Source organism: Limnohabitans sp. 2KL-51 (assembly GCF_003063645.1).
Taxonomy (GTDB): Bacteria; Pseudomonadota; Gammaproteobacteria; order Burkholderiales; family Burkholderiaceae_C; genus Limnohabitans_A.
The window spans coordinates 54,130-70,096 of record NZ_NESJ01000007.1 but is presented as its reverse complement, the minus strand read 5'-3'; the positions used below and the strand labels follow the sequence as shown (position 1 = coordinate 70,096).

17 protein-coding genes are annotated in these 15,967 nt (G+C 58.5%); 5 read left to right on the top strand and 12 right to left on the bottom strand.

The annotated features are described in order from the left end of the window. Positions 1-12 precede the first annotated feature (12 nt). From B9Z49_RS08850 to B9Z49_RS08820, 7 genes are all read right to left on the bottom strand, one after another. Positions 13-501 carry a hypothetical protein gene (locus tag B9Z49_RS08850; RefSeq protein WP_108353089.1) on the bottom strand — a complete coding sequence of 163 codons (489 nt, stop codon included), beginning with the start codon at positions 499-501 and terminating at the stop codon, positions 13-15. Continuing rightward, positions 498-1,073: a DUF4377 domain-containing protein gene (locus tag B9Z49_RS22550; RefSeq protein WP_146188509.1), complete on the bottom strand. Its 576-nt coding sequence runs from the start codon at positions 1,071-1,073 to the stop codon at positions 498-500. The genes B9Z49_RS08850 and B9Z49_RS22550 overlap by 4 nt, the downstream gene beginning before the upstream one ends. Before the next feature lie 187 nt (positions 1,074-1,260). Then, entirely contained in the window at positions 1,261-2,232 is a 972-nt protein-coding gene (locus B9Z49_RS08840) for a DMT family transporter (RefSeq protein ID WP_108353087.1), read from the bottom strand. 21 nt (positions 2,233-2,253) lie between these two features. Next, entirely contained in the window at positions 2,254-2,892 is a 639-nt protein-coding gene (locus tag B9Z49_RS08835; protein ID WP_108353086.1) for a trimeric intracellular cation channel family protein, read from the bottom strand. An 11-nt stretch (positions 2,893-2,903) separates the two neighbouring features. Next, on the bottom strand, positions 2,904-4,244 hold the full coding sequence (locus tag B9Z49_RS08830) for a DASH family cryptochrome (RefSeq protein WP_108353085.1): 1,341 nt from the start codon (positions 4,242-4,244) through the stop codon (positions 2,904-2,906). Between the two features lie 4 nt (positions 4,245-4,248). After that, on the bottom strand, positions 4,249-5,847 hold the full coding sequence (locus B9Z49_RS08825; protein WP_108353084.1) for a cryptochrome/deoxyribodipyrimidine photo-lyase family protein: 1,599 nt from the start codon (positions 5,845-5,847) through the stop codon (positions 4,249-4,251). Beyond that, positions 5,844-6,416 carry a hypothetical protein gene (locus tag B9Z49_RS08820; RefSeq protein ID WP_108353083.1) on the bottom strand — a complete coding sequence of 191 codons (573 nt, stop codon included), beginning with the start codon at positions 6,414-6,416 and terminating at the stop codon, positions 5,844-5,846. Before B9Z49_RS08820 ends, B9Z49_RS08825 begins: the two co-directional genes overlap by 4 nt. 129 nt (positions 6,417-6,545) lie before the next feature. Here B9Z49_RS08820 and B9Z49_RS08815 point away from each other — a divergent pair, with 129 nt between their 5' ends. Beyond that, complete coding sequence (locus B9Z49_RS08815; RefSeq protein WP_108353082.1) at positions 6,546-7,040, top strand: Rrf2 family transcriptional regulator; 495 nt, start codon at positions 6,546-6,548, stop codon at positions 7,038-7,040. 12 nt (positions 7,041-7,052) lie between these two features. Here B9Z49_RS08815 and B9Z49_RS08810 read toward each other — a convergent pair whose 3' ends face one another. Continuing rightward, positions 7,053-7,427 carry a DUF2237 family protein gene (locus B9Z49_RS08810; protein WP_108353081.1) on the bottom strand — a complete coding sequence of 125 codons (375 nt, stop codon included), beginning with the start codon at positions 7,425-7,427 and terminating at the stop codon, positions 7,053-7,055. 176 nt (positions 7,428-7,603) lie between these two features. Between B9Z49_RS08810 and B9Z49_RS08805 the strand changes: the two genes are divergently transcribed. The 3 genes from B9Z49_RS08805 to B9Z49_RS08795 all read left to right on the top strand — a co-directional run bounded on the left by B9Z49_RS08805 (position 7,604) and on the right by B9Z49_RS08795 (position 11,280). After that, positions 7,604-8,359 (top strand): sulfite exporter TauE/SafE family protein, encoded by a 756-nt coding sequence (locus tag B9Z49_RS08805; protein WP_108353230.1) that lies wholly within the window; start codon positions 7,604-7,606, stop codon positions 8,357-8,359. A 33-nt stretch (positions 8,360-8,392) separates the two neighbouring features. Further along, entirely contained in the window at positions 8,393-9,379 is a 987-nt protein-coding gene (locus B9Z49_RS08800; RefSeq protein WP_108353080.1) for an NADPH:quinone reductase, read from the top strand. 143 nt (positions 9,380-9,522) lie between these two features. Beyond that, complete coding sequence (locus B9Z49_RS08795) at positions 9,523-11,280, top strand: ABC transporter transmembrane domain-containing protein (RefSeq protein ID WP_108353079.1); 1,758 nt, start codon at positions 9,523-9,525, stop codon at positions 11,278-11,280. 87 nt (positions 11,281-11,367) lie between these two features. Here B9Z49_RS08795 and B9Z49_RS08790 read toward each other — a convergent pair whose 3' ends face one another. Both B9Z49_RS08790 and B9Z49_RS08785 read right to left on the bottom strand, forming a co-directional pair. Beyond that, the gene (locus B9Z49_RS08790; protein ID WP_108353078.1) at positions 11,368-11,661 is read right to left on the bottom strand and encodes an RNA-binding protein; all 294 of its coding nucleotides are present in this window, start codon (positions 11,659-11,661) and stop codon (positions 11,368-11,370) included. Positions 11,662-12,269: 608 nt separating this feature from the next. Beyond that, on the bottom strand, positions 12,270-12,860 hold the full coding sequence (locus tag B9Z49_RS08785) for an NnrU family protein (RefSeq protein ID WP_108353077.1): 591 nt from the start codon (positions 12,858-12,860) through the stop codon (positions 12,270-12,272). A 197-nt stretch (positions 12,861-13,057) separates the two neighbouring features. Between B9Z49_RS08785 and B9Z49_RS08780 the strand changes: the two genes are divergently transcribed. Next, positions 13,058-13,384, top strand: a complete 327-nt coding sequence (locus B9Z49_RS08780) for a high-potential iron-sulfur protein (RefSeq protein WP_199225020.1) — start codon at positions 13,058-13,060, stop codon at positions 13,382-13,384. A gap of 123 nt (positions 13,385-13,507) precedes the next feature. Here the strand turns inward: B9Z49_RS08780 and B9Z49_RS08775 are convergent, their stop codons facing one another. Both B9Z49_RS08775 and B9Z49_RS08770 read right to left on the bottom strand, forming a co-directional pair. Next, the gene (locus tag B9Z49_RS08775; RefSeq protein WP_108353076.1) at positions 13,508-14,908 is read right to left on the bottom strand and encodes a HAMP domain-containing sensor histidine kinase; all 1,401 of its coding nucleotides are present in this window, start codon (positions 14,906-14,908) and stop codon (positions 13,508-13,510) included. A gap of 3 nt (positions 14,909-14,911) precedes the next feature. Beyond that, positions 14,912-15,595: a response regulator transcription factor gene (locus B9Z49_RS08770; protein ID WP_108353228.1), complete on the bottom strand. Its 684-nt coding sequence runs from the start codon at positions 15,593-15,595 to the stop codon at positions 14,912-14,914. Between the last annotated feature and the right edge of the window lie 372 nt (positions 15,596-15,967).

The window sequence follows — 15,967 nt, the reverse complement described above, 5'->3', positions numbered from 1 at the left end:
GGTGTCTAAAAATCAGCTTTTGCCAAGCGCGGCGCGCAGTACTTCCTTGGTGTCGAGTTTGTCGTCGGGCCCGATCCTGACCAGTTCGTCGCGAGTGCCAGTCTTGGTCAACAGCAAGCGAATTTGTCGCGCCTCTTCTCCGCTGGCATTCAGAACATAAACCACCGCGTTGTCGTCGCGCTCAAAACCGCGCAGGGTGTTCAGGTCACCCAAGATGCGCAGTGGTGGTGCGATCATGCGGTAGCCCAGTGCGTCATCGCGCAGTTGTAAGCGCACGCTTTGGCCCTCGATCGTACCGACGTAAACCGGTCCTGTGAACTGGGTGCTTATTGATTCGTTGTTGGATTTGTCACAGACTTGCCACGTCATGTCGTAGGCGCCGCCTGCGTCCAAGCAGCGGTCTATGGCGATGAAGTTTTGCACCCACAAAAAGTAGGCTGCCGCCGATGCTGCGCCAGTGCAGGCAGCGACTGCCAACCAGAAACTGCAACGCGCTTTCATGGCAGCACCTTCAGCAAGGTGTAGGTGGTGTCGGACGCATCGGCTGGAGGGTTGTCCAGTTTGTCTTTGCGCACGCGCAGTTTGTAGCTTTGGCCGGGGACATGGGTGAAGCCGGCAATGTTGCCAAAGAAGGGCTGCCATTTTTGTGGGGCTTGGCCGGGCACGCGCTCGCGCACCATGAGGCATTGCATTTCAATCAAGCCTGTGCAGGTTTGGCTTTTTGGGGCCACTTCAAGGGTGATGGCGCTGCTCATCCAGGGGCGCACGCATTGCTGGAGCTCGGCATTCCACGCAAAGCCGGCTGAACCTTTACATCCGTGTGCGTCGACATCGCCGCCAACCACGGGCGCGGGTTTGGCCGCGCACTCACCTTGCGAGACAAAAGCGGCTTTGGCCGCATCCATCAGGCAGCGGTTGGCAAAGGTGCGGGGCGCAGGCTCACCGGCCACTTGGCCGCACACGGGTGCGTATTCGCGGGTGCAAATTTGGGCGATCGCCCCGCTGGTGCCCAGCAAGCAGAGGAGGGCGAGCAGGCTGGTGCAAAGGACTTTGTGGAAGGGGCGTGATGTCATGGTGTGCAGTGCATGTGGCAATTCAGTGGTGTGACCTGCTTGATTAAAGTGGCTGGCAGACCCTGGCCTGCGAATTGCATCGATTTTTTTGTAAGAGCATGAAACAGCGCCCGGTATTTCTGGCCTTGACGCTCCGACAGCTTTTCTCGCAGGCCATCCTCTCTTGAAGCGACGTTTCAAAGCCAGATCAATTGGAAGTCTTGGCCTTCACCCTGACCCCACCCAGGACTCCCGCCACCAGCAGCGCAATGCCTACCAGCGTCAGCGGTTCGGGCCATTGGCCACGCAGCCAAAAGGCATAGGCCAGGGCCGACAGGGTTTCGAACACGATGAGTTGGCCCGCCAGTGCGGTGGGCAAGCGTTGGCTGGCGGCGTTCCAGCACAGGGTGCCCAACCACGAGGCAAACAGCGCGATGGCCATCATGAGGCCGATGAATTCTAGGGGGCGAGGTCCCAGGGGCATGGGCAGTGGGTTGTTCGTGGCGCTGCTCCACAGCCAGAACGCGGCATAGCCCAGCAAGGCCAGAGGCAGCGTGGCCAGGCCCTGCGCCGTGGCCCACACGCGCGGGTTGCGGTCGGTGTGGCCGCGCAGCCAGTCGGCGTTTTTGAGGGGGTACCAGGTCCAGCAGACCACCGCGCCCACGGCCAGCGCCGCACCGGTGATGTAGCGGCTCGTGTCGGCCTGCGGGTTTTGTAGCAGGGCGGTCCATTCGACATGGTTGACACAAGCGATGCCCAGCAAAATCAGCGCCAAGGGCGGAGCCAGTTTGAGCCAAGGAAAACGCCCGTCGCGCTGGTGGTTGAGCAAGTTGGCTGCGATGGCGATGACGACGGGCAGTGTGCCGATGATCATGGTGGGCAGCGCGCCGCCCGCACGCTGGATGGCGCTGGACAGGAACAGGTAATACAGCACGTTGCCAATGGCAGCGAGTTTCAGCGCGGCCAACCAGTCGGCGCGGGTCAGGCGTTTGATGTCGGCACGGTCCACAAAGGCCAAGGGCAGGGCGATCAGGCCAAAGGCCAGGTAGCGGCCAAAGGTGTGCAGCGCGGCGGGGTATTCGGGCAGCATGAGCGGACCGACAAACACCAAGCCCCACATCATGCCGGCGGCCAAAGAAAAGAAGATGCCGCCCCAAAGGGCGTTCGCGTTGTTAGGCATGTCTTGAAACAGGAAAAGGGGTCAGGCGCGCCAAGCGGGCAATTGCCAGTTACGCCAAAGCGCCAGCCCGCGCAAACCCACCGTGACCACCAGGCAGCCGATCAGGGCCACCCAGCCCGGCGCGTCGGTGAACCACATGCCCACATAAGTCCAGCCGCCCGCAAAGGCGCAGACCGCGTAAGGGCGGTGGTCCTTGAAGGCCGTGGGGATTTCGTTGCACACCATGTCGCGCAGCACGCCACCAAACACGCCGGTGATCAGGCCCATGATCACTGCCACCACAGGCGGCATGTTCGCCTGCAGAGCTTGGTGCACGCCGGTGGCAGTAAACAGGCCCAGGCCCAGCGCGTCAGGCCAGAGGATGGCTTTTTCAGTCACTTCAAAATGGCGCTGGCGCATGAAGACCATGGCAAGCACACACAGGGCTAGCACCCCCCAGAGCATTTCGGTGTGTTGCACCCAAAAGAAAGGGCGCTGGTCGAGCAGCAAATCGCGCAGTGTGCCGCCACCAAATGCCGCCAAAAAAGCGACCACACAAACGCCCACCGCGTCCAGCCGTTTGCGCGCCGCCTCCATCAGGCCCGAGAGGGCAAAGGCGGCGGTGGCCGACAGTTCGACCAACAGGCGAAGGGTGTCTCCCCAGGATTGAATGGCATACATGCCAAGGATTATCAGGCCAGCCAGACTTGCCGATAGCGGCCTTGCGCGTCGTGGTCTTGGGTTTGTTTGGCGGGGTTGAAGCGCCTGCCCACACGCGGGTCTGTGCCTCGCCCGCTCACGTAAAGCCAGTTGCCCTGGTTGCTGCTCACGTCAAAGTCCACCAGCTGCGATTCGAACCAGGCCGCGCCCGCGCGCCAGTCGCAAGACAAGTCGTGCACCAAGAAGCTCGCCACGATCTGGCGCATGCGGTTGGAGGTGAAGCCCGTGGCGGCCAATTCGCGCATGCCCGCGTCCACAATGGGTTCGCCCGTTTGGCCATCGCACCAGCGCTGAAAATCTTTGGGGTAATGCGAGGGCTTGGGCAAGGTTGACAAGCCGCGCGCGGCATAAAGTTGCGGGCCGTGTTGCAGGTGCAGCATGCGGAAGTTGTCGCGCCACAGCAGCTCAAACCAGAGCCAATAGGTGCCGTCGTTGCTTCCGTGGGTTTGTTCGTAAGCTTGCAGATCTGCCCAAATGCGGCGGGCTGATACCGCCCCCGTGGCCAGCCAGGGCGACCAGTGGCTGCTGGTGTGCTGGCCTTGCAGGGCGTTGCGGGTTTGTTTGTAGCGGTCGGGCCAAGGCGGTGTGAGGTAGCTTTGCAGGTGGGCTAACGCGCTGGTTTCGCCACCCTGGTAGGCGGTTTGGGTGTACGGAAAGTTCGAGCGTGGGTGCGCATCCTCTTGTGCATCGCCCTCGGTGTGGGATTGCAGCAGCGTGAAGGCGTTGTCGGTCCAGCCGGGCAAGCTGATCCATGCGTTTGAGGGCTCACCAGGTGGCGCAGGCAGCTGGGTTGGCGCAGGCAATGGGGTCAAAGGTTGGAGTCGCGCCGATTCGATGCGCTGGCGAAACTCGGTGAAGACCTGCGGCATCTCTTCGGCCACAAAGGGCAGGGCGTCGGGTTCGATCAGGCTCGATTGCCACAGGGTTTTGACGGTGAGGCCCGCGTTGATCAGGGCTTGCACCTGCGCTTCTTCTTCGGGCGCTGCGATGTCTTCGCAAAACACGGTGTCTGCACCTACTTGGCGCGCGCAGGCTGGCAGTACATCGGCCACGAGACCGTGCAGCAACACCAGGCGTTGGCCCAAAACCCCCAGTGCTTTTTGCAGGTCTTGCAGCGTGTCGGCCACAAAACGTCTGCGGTGTGCGCCCATGCGGCGAAAACCCCAGGCGGTGGGCGCGTCTTGCACGGGCTCGAGCACATAGACCAGTAGCAAGTCTTGCTTGTGCGCTTGAGCGTGGGCTATGGCTTGCTGGAGTGCGCGTTGGTCGTGCAGGCGCAAGTCGCATCGAAACCAGAAAACGGTGGTACGCATGTGTTTAAAAATCAAAGCCCAGTTGGGCGCTGGGTGGGGTGTTGGCTGAAGAGGACTTGGCCGATTTTCGGCGGTTGGTCTTGGGGGTGTCGCTGTCGCGGGTGAACACGTCACGTTGATGGCCAGTGCCATGTTTTCGTGAAGCGTGTTTTTCGACGATGGCTTTTTTGCCCGCTTTTACACCGGGTTCGGCCCGTCGCTCGTGCAGTGCGGCTTTGGACTTGCGCGTGGCCTCGGCCAAGTCCACCACGGGCAGTGGAATGTCGGCCTCAGGCCCGCTGCCCACCGTCAGGCCGCAGTGGCGTTGCACCTCGGGCGGCATCAACCAAGGTTCGAACAACCAGGTGTCGGGCACACGCCGCATGTGCGGCAGCCAGCGGCGCACAAAAATGCCTTTGGGGTCGTGGTCTTGCGCTTGTTTGATGGGGTTGTAAACCCGTGTAGTGTTGATGCCGGTGGTGCCCGACTGCATTTGCAGTTGGCTCCAGTGGATGCCGGGCTCATAGTCCAGAAACTGCGTGGCCAGCCAGTGGCCCACCGGCCGCCAGTCGAGCCACAGTGGGTAAGCTGCCACCGACACCAGCATGGCCCGCATGCGAAAGTTGAGCCAGCCGGTTTGATAAAGCATGACCACACAAGCGTCCACCATGGGCCAGCCGGTGCGGGCCGAGGTCAGGGCCGCAAAGTGCGCGTCGTTCCAGCCGTCTTCGCGCAGACCGTCGTAGCCCCGGTGCATGTTGCGCCACTCGATTTCGGGCTCGCTTTCGAGCTTTTGAATGAAGTGGCAATGCCAATACAAACGGCTGACGAAACCCGTAAGCCCTGCGCGGTGCCTGCTCGCCTGCCGGGGCAGCGCGTCGAGCGTGGCGCGGGTGCTTTGAACCACCTCCCGCATGCTGATGCAGCCATAGGCCAGGTAGGTCGACAAGCGCGAACAGGCCGTGGGTGATGACAGCGGCGAGGAGATACCGCCCCGGTAGCCCAGTGCCCGCGCATCCAGAAAGCTGTGCAAGGTCTCCAACCCCAAGCTGCGCCCGCCCCGCTGGCGCTGGTTGGGGTTGTGCTGCAAGCCGGGTGGTGAGCGCATGCTTTCGGGGCCATGGTTTTCAGGTGGCGCAAAGAACTGCAGTGCAGACAAAACGGCTTGTGGCGCGGCCATGTGCGCTTCCCAGCGGGCTTGCCAAGTGTTGCGGCTTTTGAGGCGGCGTACCACGCCGAAATGTGCAAACTCTGTCCAGCCCACACCCGCATTGCGGCACCACGCGCCCACTTGCAGGTCACGCTCGTAAGTGAAGGCGTTACCGGTTTCTTCGTGCGCCACCAGTTCGGCAAACGGCGCTTGCGCATGCAGCGCGGCCAGCACCAGCACTGCAGGTCCCACGCGCACTTGCAAGCTGCCGTCCAGCGCTTGCAAGTCTGCGTGTAGTTCTGTCAGCGACTCGCGCACAAATTCGAAGTGCTGCAAGGCTGCATCGGGCTGCGCCCACAGATCGGGTTCAACGATGTACAGGCAAAGCACGGGGCCAAGGGCCGCAGCGTGCGCGAGCGCTGCATGGTCGTGCAGGCGTAAGTCGCGTTTGAACCAGACCACGCGGTAGGTCATGGCTTTGTCCCGAGGGCTGAGACAGGCCCCAGTCCACCTGGCCCTGGACCATAACGATTCGGATCGACTTTCACGCAATCGATCAAGGCTTTGGGCAGGCCGGGCGCATTCTCTCGCAGGTAACGCCGGACCAGGTTGCCGCTGTGCCACGGCGCGGTCGAACCGCTCCACACCGCCCGGTCTTGCACACGCCACTGGCCGCCCTGCAGGCGCAGCACCACCAGGCTTGGGTTGAGGGTCTCAAAAGCCACCTCGGCCACGCTCCAGTCGTCTTGTTGCAACAGCTGTAGCCAGCGAGCGCTGCGCGAATCGGGCAAGCTGTGTTGCTGGATGGCCAGCAGGATGGCCTGGGCAGTGGGGCTATTGGGTGACAGCGTGGTGAGCGGTATCCATGCTTTGCAATCGCTTTGCCAAGACCGAGTTTGTTCGGCCGCCCAGCCTTTCAGGTCAAAGCGTTGGCCGTTCAACTCCAGCAGCTTCCCGCCGTCTTGGCTCACCCAGTCCACATGGCTGTCGATCACCAGCAGGGCGGTGACCAGCGCCACGATGGCGGCCACATGTCGTTTCATGCCCTGCAGCTCCGGCGTTTTTGTAATGCTATATCACGCATGCTGGGTGAATTTTTTACTGGTTTATAAATTATGGGTTGTTTTGTGACTGTGTGGTCATAGAATATCTTACCGTTACAGGAGAAGCCCATGATCCAGAAGAAAACCGTCAAAGCCCTTGACATCGCTGTGTTCATCACTTCGCGTGCGGTGGTCAAACCCGTGACCACCGAAGAGATCGCCAACGGTCTGGGTTTGTCGTCTTCGTACACCGAATCGATTCTCAAAGAACTGCGCGAAGCGGACCTGATCCGAGCCCACCGCGGCCCGGGCGGCGGCTATCAGATTCGTGGTAACCCTGAAGACATCAGTTTGTGGGACGTGGTGCAGCACTTTGAGGAGTTGCACAGCTTTGATGTCCTTTACCCTGATGGCGACCACCCGATGAAAGCCCTGGAAAGTGACATTCAGAGCAACATGCAAGCTTTGCTGCAAGCACAAACCTTGTCCGACGTGGCCGTGCCCTTCATGCCGACCGATGCGCGCTTGTCCTCTATGTTGGGGCAGTTTCGCCTCAAGCCCTTGCCTGCTCCGGTCATGCCGCGCGCCCCCAATTCGGTGTTTCAGCTCAGCATGATGATGTGAGACGGGTCCCGCTCAATGCGGTGCCCAAGCGAACTCGCGCAGCTGCGCCAAACTCACGTACTTCAGGGCTTTTTCGTGTGTGCTCTCCAGCACCACCGGCGGGGCCACCTCGGCTTGCAAGGCTTCGCGCCAGCGCAAGGCGCACAAGCACCAGCGGTCTCCCGCCTTCAGGCCCGCAAAGCGGTATTCAGGTCTTGGTGTGACCAGGTCGTTGCCACGCGAGACTGAAAAATCCAGAAACGCCTGCGTGACTTTGGCGCAAATCACATGCGTGCCGGCGTCCTCGTCGCTGGTATGGCAGCATCCGTCCCTGAAGTAGCCCGTGAGTGGGTCGTATGAGCAGGGGATCAATTCACCGCCGAGAACGTTCAAACCGGAGCGAGTCATGGGGGTCCAAGTACAAGTGGGGAAGAAGCGCTTATTGTCCAGCGGTCTGCGCGCGCGGACAGTCGAGTCGGGCAAAGGGGCAGGCGGTCGCAGGGTTTTGGATGGAAACTTGGGACAGACGCGAGACAGGGGCGTGGAGGGCGGGCCGTTAAGATGGTCAATCGAGCCCCATGTTCATGAACTTTCCACTCATCACCGACCCGTTTTTCTACCTGATCGCTGTGCCGGCGGTGCTGCTCTTGGGGGTGAGCAAAAGTGGTTTTGGTGCTGGCTTTGGTTCTTTGGCCGTGCCCATGATGGCGCTGGCCGTCACGGTGCCGCAGGCTGCCGCGATCTTGATGCCCGTCTTGTTGTTGATGGACCTGCTGGGTTTGGCCGCTTTTCGCAAGGACGTGGACCGGGCGCTGCTGCGCTTCATGGTGCCCTTTGCCATGGTGGGCATTGTGTTGGGGGCCTTGTTGTTCAAACTGCTCGATGCGCAGCGGGTGGCGGCCATTGTGGGGGCGTTTACTTTGCTGTTTCTGGCCCAGCAAATGCTGTTCAAACCCGACCCCAACGGCCCACCGCCGCCGCGCTGGCTGGGTGGGCTTTTGCTCATCACCGCGGGTTTCACCAGCTTCATTGCGCATGCGGGCGGGCCACCGGTCAACGCCTATGTCATGCGCCAGAAGCTCAAACCCATTTTGTACACGGGCACGTTGGCGTACCTGTTTTTCTTCATCAACATGGCCAAGTGGGTGCCCTATGCCTGGCTGGGTTTGTTGGACTCGCGCAACTTCGCGACCTCTTTGGTGCTCTTGCCACTGGCCCCGATGGGCGTGTGGATGGGGGTGCGCGTGGCGCGTCACCTCCAGCCCGATTTGTTTTACCGCCTGATTCGTCTGGGCATGTTCCTCACGGGCTGCAAGCTCTTGTGGGACGGCTGGCGCTGAACAGGCCTTTTTTTCATCCTCAGGAGACCTTTCATGAAAGCAGCCTGGTACAGCCGCAACGGCGAAGCCCAAGACGTGATACAGGTGGGCGATTTGCCCACGCCCAGCCCCCAAGCAGGTGAGGTTTTGGTGCGCCTGGCCACCTCGGGCGTGAATCCGTCAGACGTCAAATCGCGCCGCGCTCGTCCCGTGAACGACCCTCTCATCGTGCCTCACAGCGACGGCGCTGGCGTGATCGAAGCCGTGGGTACCGGCGTGCCGACCTCGCGCGTCGGCGAGCGGGTGTGGCTGTGGAACGGCCAGTGGCAGCGCCCTATGGGCACTTGCGCTCAATACATTGCTTTGCCTGCAGCCCAGGCCGTGGCACTGCCAGTAGGCACTGATTTTGCAGCTGGCGCCTGCATGGGCATTCCGGGCCTGACGGCGGTTCAGGCCGTGATCTTGGCCGAGCGTTTGAGCGGTGATTTGCGTGGACAAACGGTGCTGGTCACCGGTGCCTCATCGGCGGTGGGCCACTACATCACGCAAATGGTGACGCTGGTGGGCGGTCGGGTGATCGGTACAGTGGGCTCTGAGGCCAAAGCCGCGCACGCCCGCGCTGCGGGCATGCAAGAGGCGATTTTTTACAAGACCGAATCGGTGCCCGAACGCGTCAAGGCCGTGACCCAAGGGCGTGGGGCCGATGTGATCATCGACATGGATTTCTCGACCACTGCCGGCTGGGCCTCGGAAGGCGCTTTGGCCCCACACGGTCAGGTCGTGTGCTACGGATCGAACGCGCTGGAAGTGCCGCTGCCGTTTCGGCCTTGGCTTTACCAGTCGATGGGCGTGAAGTTCTTTCTGGTCTATAGCCTGACACCCACCGATCGCCTAGCTGCCGTGGCACGTTTGTCGAGCCTGTTGGCCAACAAACAGTTGCAGCACAGCATCGGCGCTCAATTCACGCTGGACCAGGTGGCCTTGGCGCACCGCACGGTGGAGGCGGGGCAGACGGTGGGCAATGTGGTGATCGAACTTTGAACCTGGGGCGTCTGAAGAGCGACAGGGCAGGGCGGTGACCCTGAAGCCAAGGCGGCGCAATGCGTCCGGGTACCCCTCGGTTTGCCGTTATGCTTGATGGGCATACCAAGTTCTTTGTTTTGTCCCGGTTTTTCTGATCGTTCATGTCTGCTCCTCATCAATCGCTTTCGGGCCTGCTCCCTTTCTTCAAGCCTTACCGTATCGGCTTGGGCTTTGCGGCCCTGTTTTTGTTGCTGGCCGCAGGCACCACGCTGGCGTTTCCTTGGGTTTTGCGCCAACTGATCGACCAGGGCCTGTCCACGGGTGCAACGGCAGACCAGTTGTCGGGCAATTTCTTGCAACTGTTTGGCGTGGCCGCGGCTTTGGCGGTGTTTTCTGCCGGTCGCTTTTACATGGTGAGCTGGTTGGGCGAGCGCATCACCGCTGACTTGCGCAACGCGGTGTACGGACACGTGCTCAAGCAGAGCCCCGCTTTTTTTGAAACCACGCAATCGGGCGAAGTGCTTTCGCGCCTCACCAACGACACGACCTTGGTGCAAACCGTGGTGGGTTCGTCGTTTTCCATGGGCCTGCGCAATCTGGTCATGGGCACCGGCGCGCTCTTGATGCTGGTGTGGACCAACCCCTTACTCATGCTGCAGGTGGTGGCGGTGCTGGCGGCGGTGATTTTCCCCAGCGTCTACCTGGGCCGCCGGGTGCGCCGCTTGTCACGCGCCAACCAGGACCGGGTGGCCGATTCGAGTGCCATCGCCTCCGAGGTGCTCAACGCCATCAGCGTGGTGCAAAGCTATACGGCCGAAGGCCGCGAGACGCGCCGCTTCATCGACTCGACCTCAAAAGCCTTGGGCACGGCCCTCAAGCGCATCCGCGCACGTTCGGTGCTGGTGGGCTTCATCATCATGGCGTCCAGCGCGGTGCTGCTTTGGGGCCTTTACATGGGCACGCTGGCAGTACGCGCGGGCACCAGCACAGCAGGACAGTTGGGCGAGACGGTGTTTTATGTGATCTTGCTGGCCAGTGCTTTTGCGGTGCTGGGCGAGGTGTACGGCGACATGCTGCGAGCGGCCGGAGCGACTGAGCGCCTGATGGAGTTGTTGCACACCGAGTCGAATTTGAAGATCGCCGCCGATCCGCAAAGGGCCGCTTGGCCACAAGGGGGCTCATCGCTCCAGATCGAATCGCTGCGCTTTCATTACCCCTCGCGCCCCGGCACTTGGGCGCTGGACCAACTCAGCGGCCAGATTCAATCCGGACAGACGGTGGCTGTGGTGGGCCCCAGCGGCGCCGGCAAAACCACTTTGTTTGATTTGCTGATGCGCTTTCACGACCCACAATCGGGCCGCATCGTGCTCGACGGTGTGCCGATTGACCAAATGGACTTGCACGACTTGCGCGAGCGCATGGCCATCGTGCCGCAGGAGCCCGTGATTTTTTCAGGCACGGTGATCGAGAACATCCGCTACGGCCGCCCCGAGGCCAGCCTGGAATCGGTGCTGGCCGCCGCCGAGGCCGCGTACGCGCAAGAGTTCATCCGCGAATTGCCCGAAGGCTTTGACACTTATTTGGGAGACCGCGGCGTGCGCTTGTCGGGTGGGCAGCGCCAACGCATCGCCATTGCGCGGGCCATCCTGAAAAACCCACCGCTTTTGCTGCTCGACGAAGCCACCAGCGCGCTCGATGCGCAAAGCGAAAAAATGGTGCAAGCCGCGCTGGACAAAGCCATGGTCGGCCGCACCACGCTGGTGATCGCCCACCGCCTGGCCACGGTGCAACGCGCCGACGTGATCTGGGTGCTCGAGCGCGGACGCCTGATGGAGCAAGGCACCCACGCCGAGTTGCAAGCCAAGGGTGGGCTTTATGCCAGCCTGGCCGCGTTGCAGTTCAACACCGGCAACGACTAGGTTGCTGTTTAAAACAGCGCGGCGTTTGGGCAGCGCAGGCACAAAAAAGCCGCTGTGAAGCGGCTTTTTTGAGGGCAACTGAAAAGATCAGTTGCGGGTGTCGCGGTAGCCGCTGCCGTAGCCGGTGCTGGGCTCTTTGGGCTTGGAGATGTTCACCACGATCGATCGACCGCTAACCGACATGCCGTTCAGGCCAGTGATGGCGGCTTGGGCTTCTTCGGCGCTGGACATTTCGACAAAGGCGAAACCTTTGGAGCGGCCGGTGTCACGGTCCATCATGACCTTGGCTGACAAAACGCCGCCAAAATCAGAAAAGTTTTGGCGCAAGCTGGCGTCGTCGATGGTGTAAGGCAAGTTGCCCACGTAAATTTTGCTGCTCATGGTTGAGCCTTTCAGAGAGGTGGCGTGGCAGCTTCAAAACAAAGCCGACATGCAGGGAAAAGCGACTTCTTGACAGAAGCCGCAGGGAAACGTGCAAAGCCTTGCGGTTTCAGCACATGGGTTCGGGGCTGGGGCTGTTTTGCAGCCAGTCGCGTGTCGTGTCGAGGACGCGTCGCGCAGCGTGTTGGGTCAAGGTGCAGGCCATTGAACACTCAGCGGGCGTCAATGCCAAACCTTGCAGGGCAGGGCGCAGTTGACGCGTAGCGTGAGAGGCAGGGGTTCGGCCAAGGCCGAAACAAAAAGGGCGTGTCGAGGGCAAAACGACTCGGGAGCCCGTGCGGGTGGTTATCGGAGAAATCAAAGTCAATCAAGTTGCAAACCATCCAGGGGCTTGCGCAGAGCTGAGAGAAAAAATACCCAAGCCTACAGCTCAGCGGGCAAGGTGGTCGAGGTCAATCGATGCTTGTGCAAACGCCTTGTGAGCAGAATGCGTGTTGTCCAATGAGTGGTGTTGAATAACCATCTATCTTATTCCTGGGTGGAATAAAAGTCAATTTTTTTAAATCTGCCAGTTTGAAGGCCGTCAAGTCCTTCGCGACGTGGTTTGCTCAGCCGGCCCGTGTGAAGGGCATCACGCCCACCAACCACAGGTGCAAACCGCCCATCAAAAATGCCGCCCAGAGACCTGTGCCCACCACCACCGTGATCAAGGTGCTCTTGAGCTTGCCCTCGGGCGCGCTGTGCAGGCTGTGGCGGTCGCGCTTGCGAGCAGCTCGAAAAACCAACACGGCCCAGACAAGGAAACCACCGAACAAGAGCACATCGGCCAGGTTACCGTTCGACAGCAAATGGCCCAGCGCCCAAACTTTGACCGACAAAGTCATGGGGTGACGCAGTTTGGACTTGATCTGGTTACCGGGCACATAGCTGGCCAACAGCAAAACCATGGACAGCCACATCAGCAAAATGGTGGCGTGCTGCATGCCGCGGGGTGGTGTCCAAAGCACCACCGGGTCGAGCCGGGCTTGACCATAGCCTTGCACCAACAAATAAAGCCCAAGCACCGAGACTGCAGCGTAAACGGCCTTGAAACCCAGCGCACCCCAGCGGTCAATGCCGTTTTGGCGCATCTGCGGGGCCAAACTTTGCAATGAGTGAATGCCCAAAAAAAGGGCCAATCCAATGAGCAGTTGCAGCATGTCAAAACCTTTGTGTCAGATGCGTTTGAAATTCATATCTCATTTTGACACGCCCTTGTCCTTTGCGGGTGACCTGAAAAAGCCCGGACTTTCCTGTGTGATTTGCTCGGGTATCACGCCCCGCGTGACAAGGTAACTGATGTGGCGCACAATGAACTGTTTAGTAATTTTTTGACATACCCTTCAAGGAGCCCCGCATGTCCCGTTTGACCTCCACCCCCTCCACCCGTCGTGTTTTCATGATGCAAGTGGCCACCGCTGCAACGGCCGTTCTGGCGGTCAGCGAGGCGGCAGCCCAAGCCATGGTGGACGAAAAAGACCCACAAGCTGCGGGCCTGGCTTACAAAGCCGACGCCAGCAAGGTCGACAAAGCCAAATTCCCCAAAATGGCGGCGGGCGCCAATTGCGCCAACTGCGCCTTGTTCCAAGCCAAGGCCGGTGCTGCGGCTGGCGGTTGCCCCCTGTTTGCCGGCAAACAAGTGGCCGCCAAAGGCTGGTGCTCGGCTTGGGCCAAAAAGGCTTGATGCCCACGCTGGCTTGGGCAGACTGAACCGTCCGCTTGGGTCCACCCAAACCGCCTTCGGGCGGTTTTTTTCTGAGCCCTGCCAATCAATGACTGAAGTCTCGCGAAAATTGAGCGCTATCCGTCATGTCGTTACGGGCAAAATGAGCGTCATAAAAACACGGTCATGGGTGGTGTCGATGGTGATGGATCCGCCATGCACTTTGGCGATCTCTTGGCACAGGCTAAGCCCCAATCCATACCCGTTGATGCCTTTGGCAAGTGCATCGGGTCCTCGGTAAAAACGGTCAAAAGCCCGTTCTGAAAAATCGGAAGGGATTGCTTCGCTGGGGTTTTCAAAGCACAACAAAATCTCGCCAGCGTGTTGTTTGAGTGTGATTCGCAGCCAGCCTCTGTCGATGTTGTAATTGATCGCATTGGTGTAGAGATTCTGTATCACTTGAAGCAAAAGCAGGCGATCACCCCGGCAGCTAAGGCGGGGTTCGATGCTGTGTTTGATCTCGATGCGTTCGTCAAAAGAGCGCGCGTCTTGAGTCCAATTCCAGACCAATTGACTGAGGCCCAAAGTTTCCAATTGAAGCTTTATGCTGTTGGCATCAGCTTGCGAAAGCAACAACAATTTGGAGGAAATATCGATCAAATGATCCACTTGATCGGCGATGACACGCATTCGAACTTGAGTGTCGGAGCCCGTAGGCAACTCTGTGATCATTTCTTCGGCATGGCCTCTCAAAATCGTCAATGGTGTTCGCAATTCGTGGGAGGCATCGGACGCAAAGCGACGAGCTTTGGTGAAACTTTTTTGTAGCCTTTTACGAAGTTCATCGAAGATTTTCAAGAAATCATCGAACTCATAAAACGGACTGTTCAATTCAGTTGCCCGATCCAAGTGATGTGGCTCCAAAACGGTCAGAGTGTCTTTGATGGACTGAACGGGTTTCAACAAAAGTCGTGTCAGATAAAAAGTCAGTAATGCAATGCTCAATAAAATGAACGGCAAAGTGAATATCAAATTGCGATCGCGCAGCCCCCGAACCATGCCAATCATTTCCAGAGTGGCGGAAGCGGGCGCAAGCAGATAGTTGGATGGGGTATTTTCGTTTTTCTGAGCCACGTACCACTGGTCATTCCCTTTGCCGACGATGCCAAGGCGTCCATAGGGATTGTTGGTCTCGACCAGCCGCTCAGTTTCAGCCAGCTTTTCACAAACCGCGCTTGTCAATGAGGAATCAGAAGGGGGTGCACTACAAATGACGTAAGTTTGGATGAGCGAGCGTGTGACGTCGGCGGGGCTACTCTGATTGAAGGCGCAAACTAAAAACGCCTCTTTGTCATTCATGAGATGGCCGCATCCCACAATGTCTTGGACTAAGTTGGCTTCTATTTGTTGTGTCAGTTGAGACTCTAAAAAAAATTGGCTGATCTGTCTGTTGATAAAAATGATCAGGGCTGTCGCGAAGAAAACATGGACAAAAACGTAAACCTTAAAAGATTTTTTGAGGTTTATTTTGAAAAGGGAAAGCATGTTTCAAGCGCCTTTGTTCATCCGATATCCAACACTGCGAACGGAGTCAATCGGTAACTCAGCATTTGTGTTTTGATGACGGGTGAGTTTTCGCTTGATCCTTTGTATGCACACGTCCACCACATTGGTGTTGGGGTCAAAGTCGATTTCCCAGACATGCAGCAAGATTTGTTTCCTTGAAAAAATATGCCCGGGAGAGCGCATCAAAAGCTCCAAAACGCTGAACTCCCGCTGACTCAAGGTGGCTTTGACGCCCTGCCAATGTACTTGTCGACTCACCCTGTCAAGGCGCAAATCACCCACCATCAAACTTTGATCGATGATGCCCTCTGTTTTTGCCAGAGCGGCCCGGACGCGAGCCACCAGTTCTTCCACATAAAAGGGCTTGGGGATGTAGTCGCAAGCGCCTAATTCAAACCCCAATAAGCGGTCGTCCAAGTCCCCTTTGGCACTCAAAATGAGTGTAGGTATCCATTGAGACATTTCTTTCATGCGTTTGAGCAACGACAGCCCATCAAGCCCAGGCAGCATCAAGTCCAAGACGAGCAGGTCGTAGAGCCCTGTAGCGGATTTTTCCAAGCCAGTTAAGCCATTGTCGGTGTGGTCCACATCAAAGTTAGCCTGACGCAATGCATTGATCACCAATGCGCTGATTTGTGCGTCGTCTTCAACCAACAGTACTTTCATCTTGACCAAGCCTCCATCGCCAACACCTAAGCCAATTACTGAAAAGTAGGCGGAAAAAAATCCACATTTCCGAAGATAAGCGCTAAGACTGCTGCGGGCGCTGGCAGCAAACAGGCTAAAACTGGGTGCAATCTATCGGGTCAGGTTTGCCAGTAAACGCCTGAGGGCAGTCAGGTTCATATAGTCAAAAGCTTTATTTTTGTAGATCTATTGTCATGTTAAATGAATTAAGAAAAATTACAATAACGTAATTATTAAACCAATTTTGATTTTTATTTGGTATTTTGATTTTCATCAATTAGCATAACAAAGTGAGAATGATCATTGAATTAAAAAAACACTTTTTATAACAAAAATTTCTATGCGCTGGCA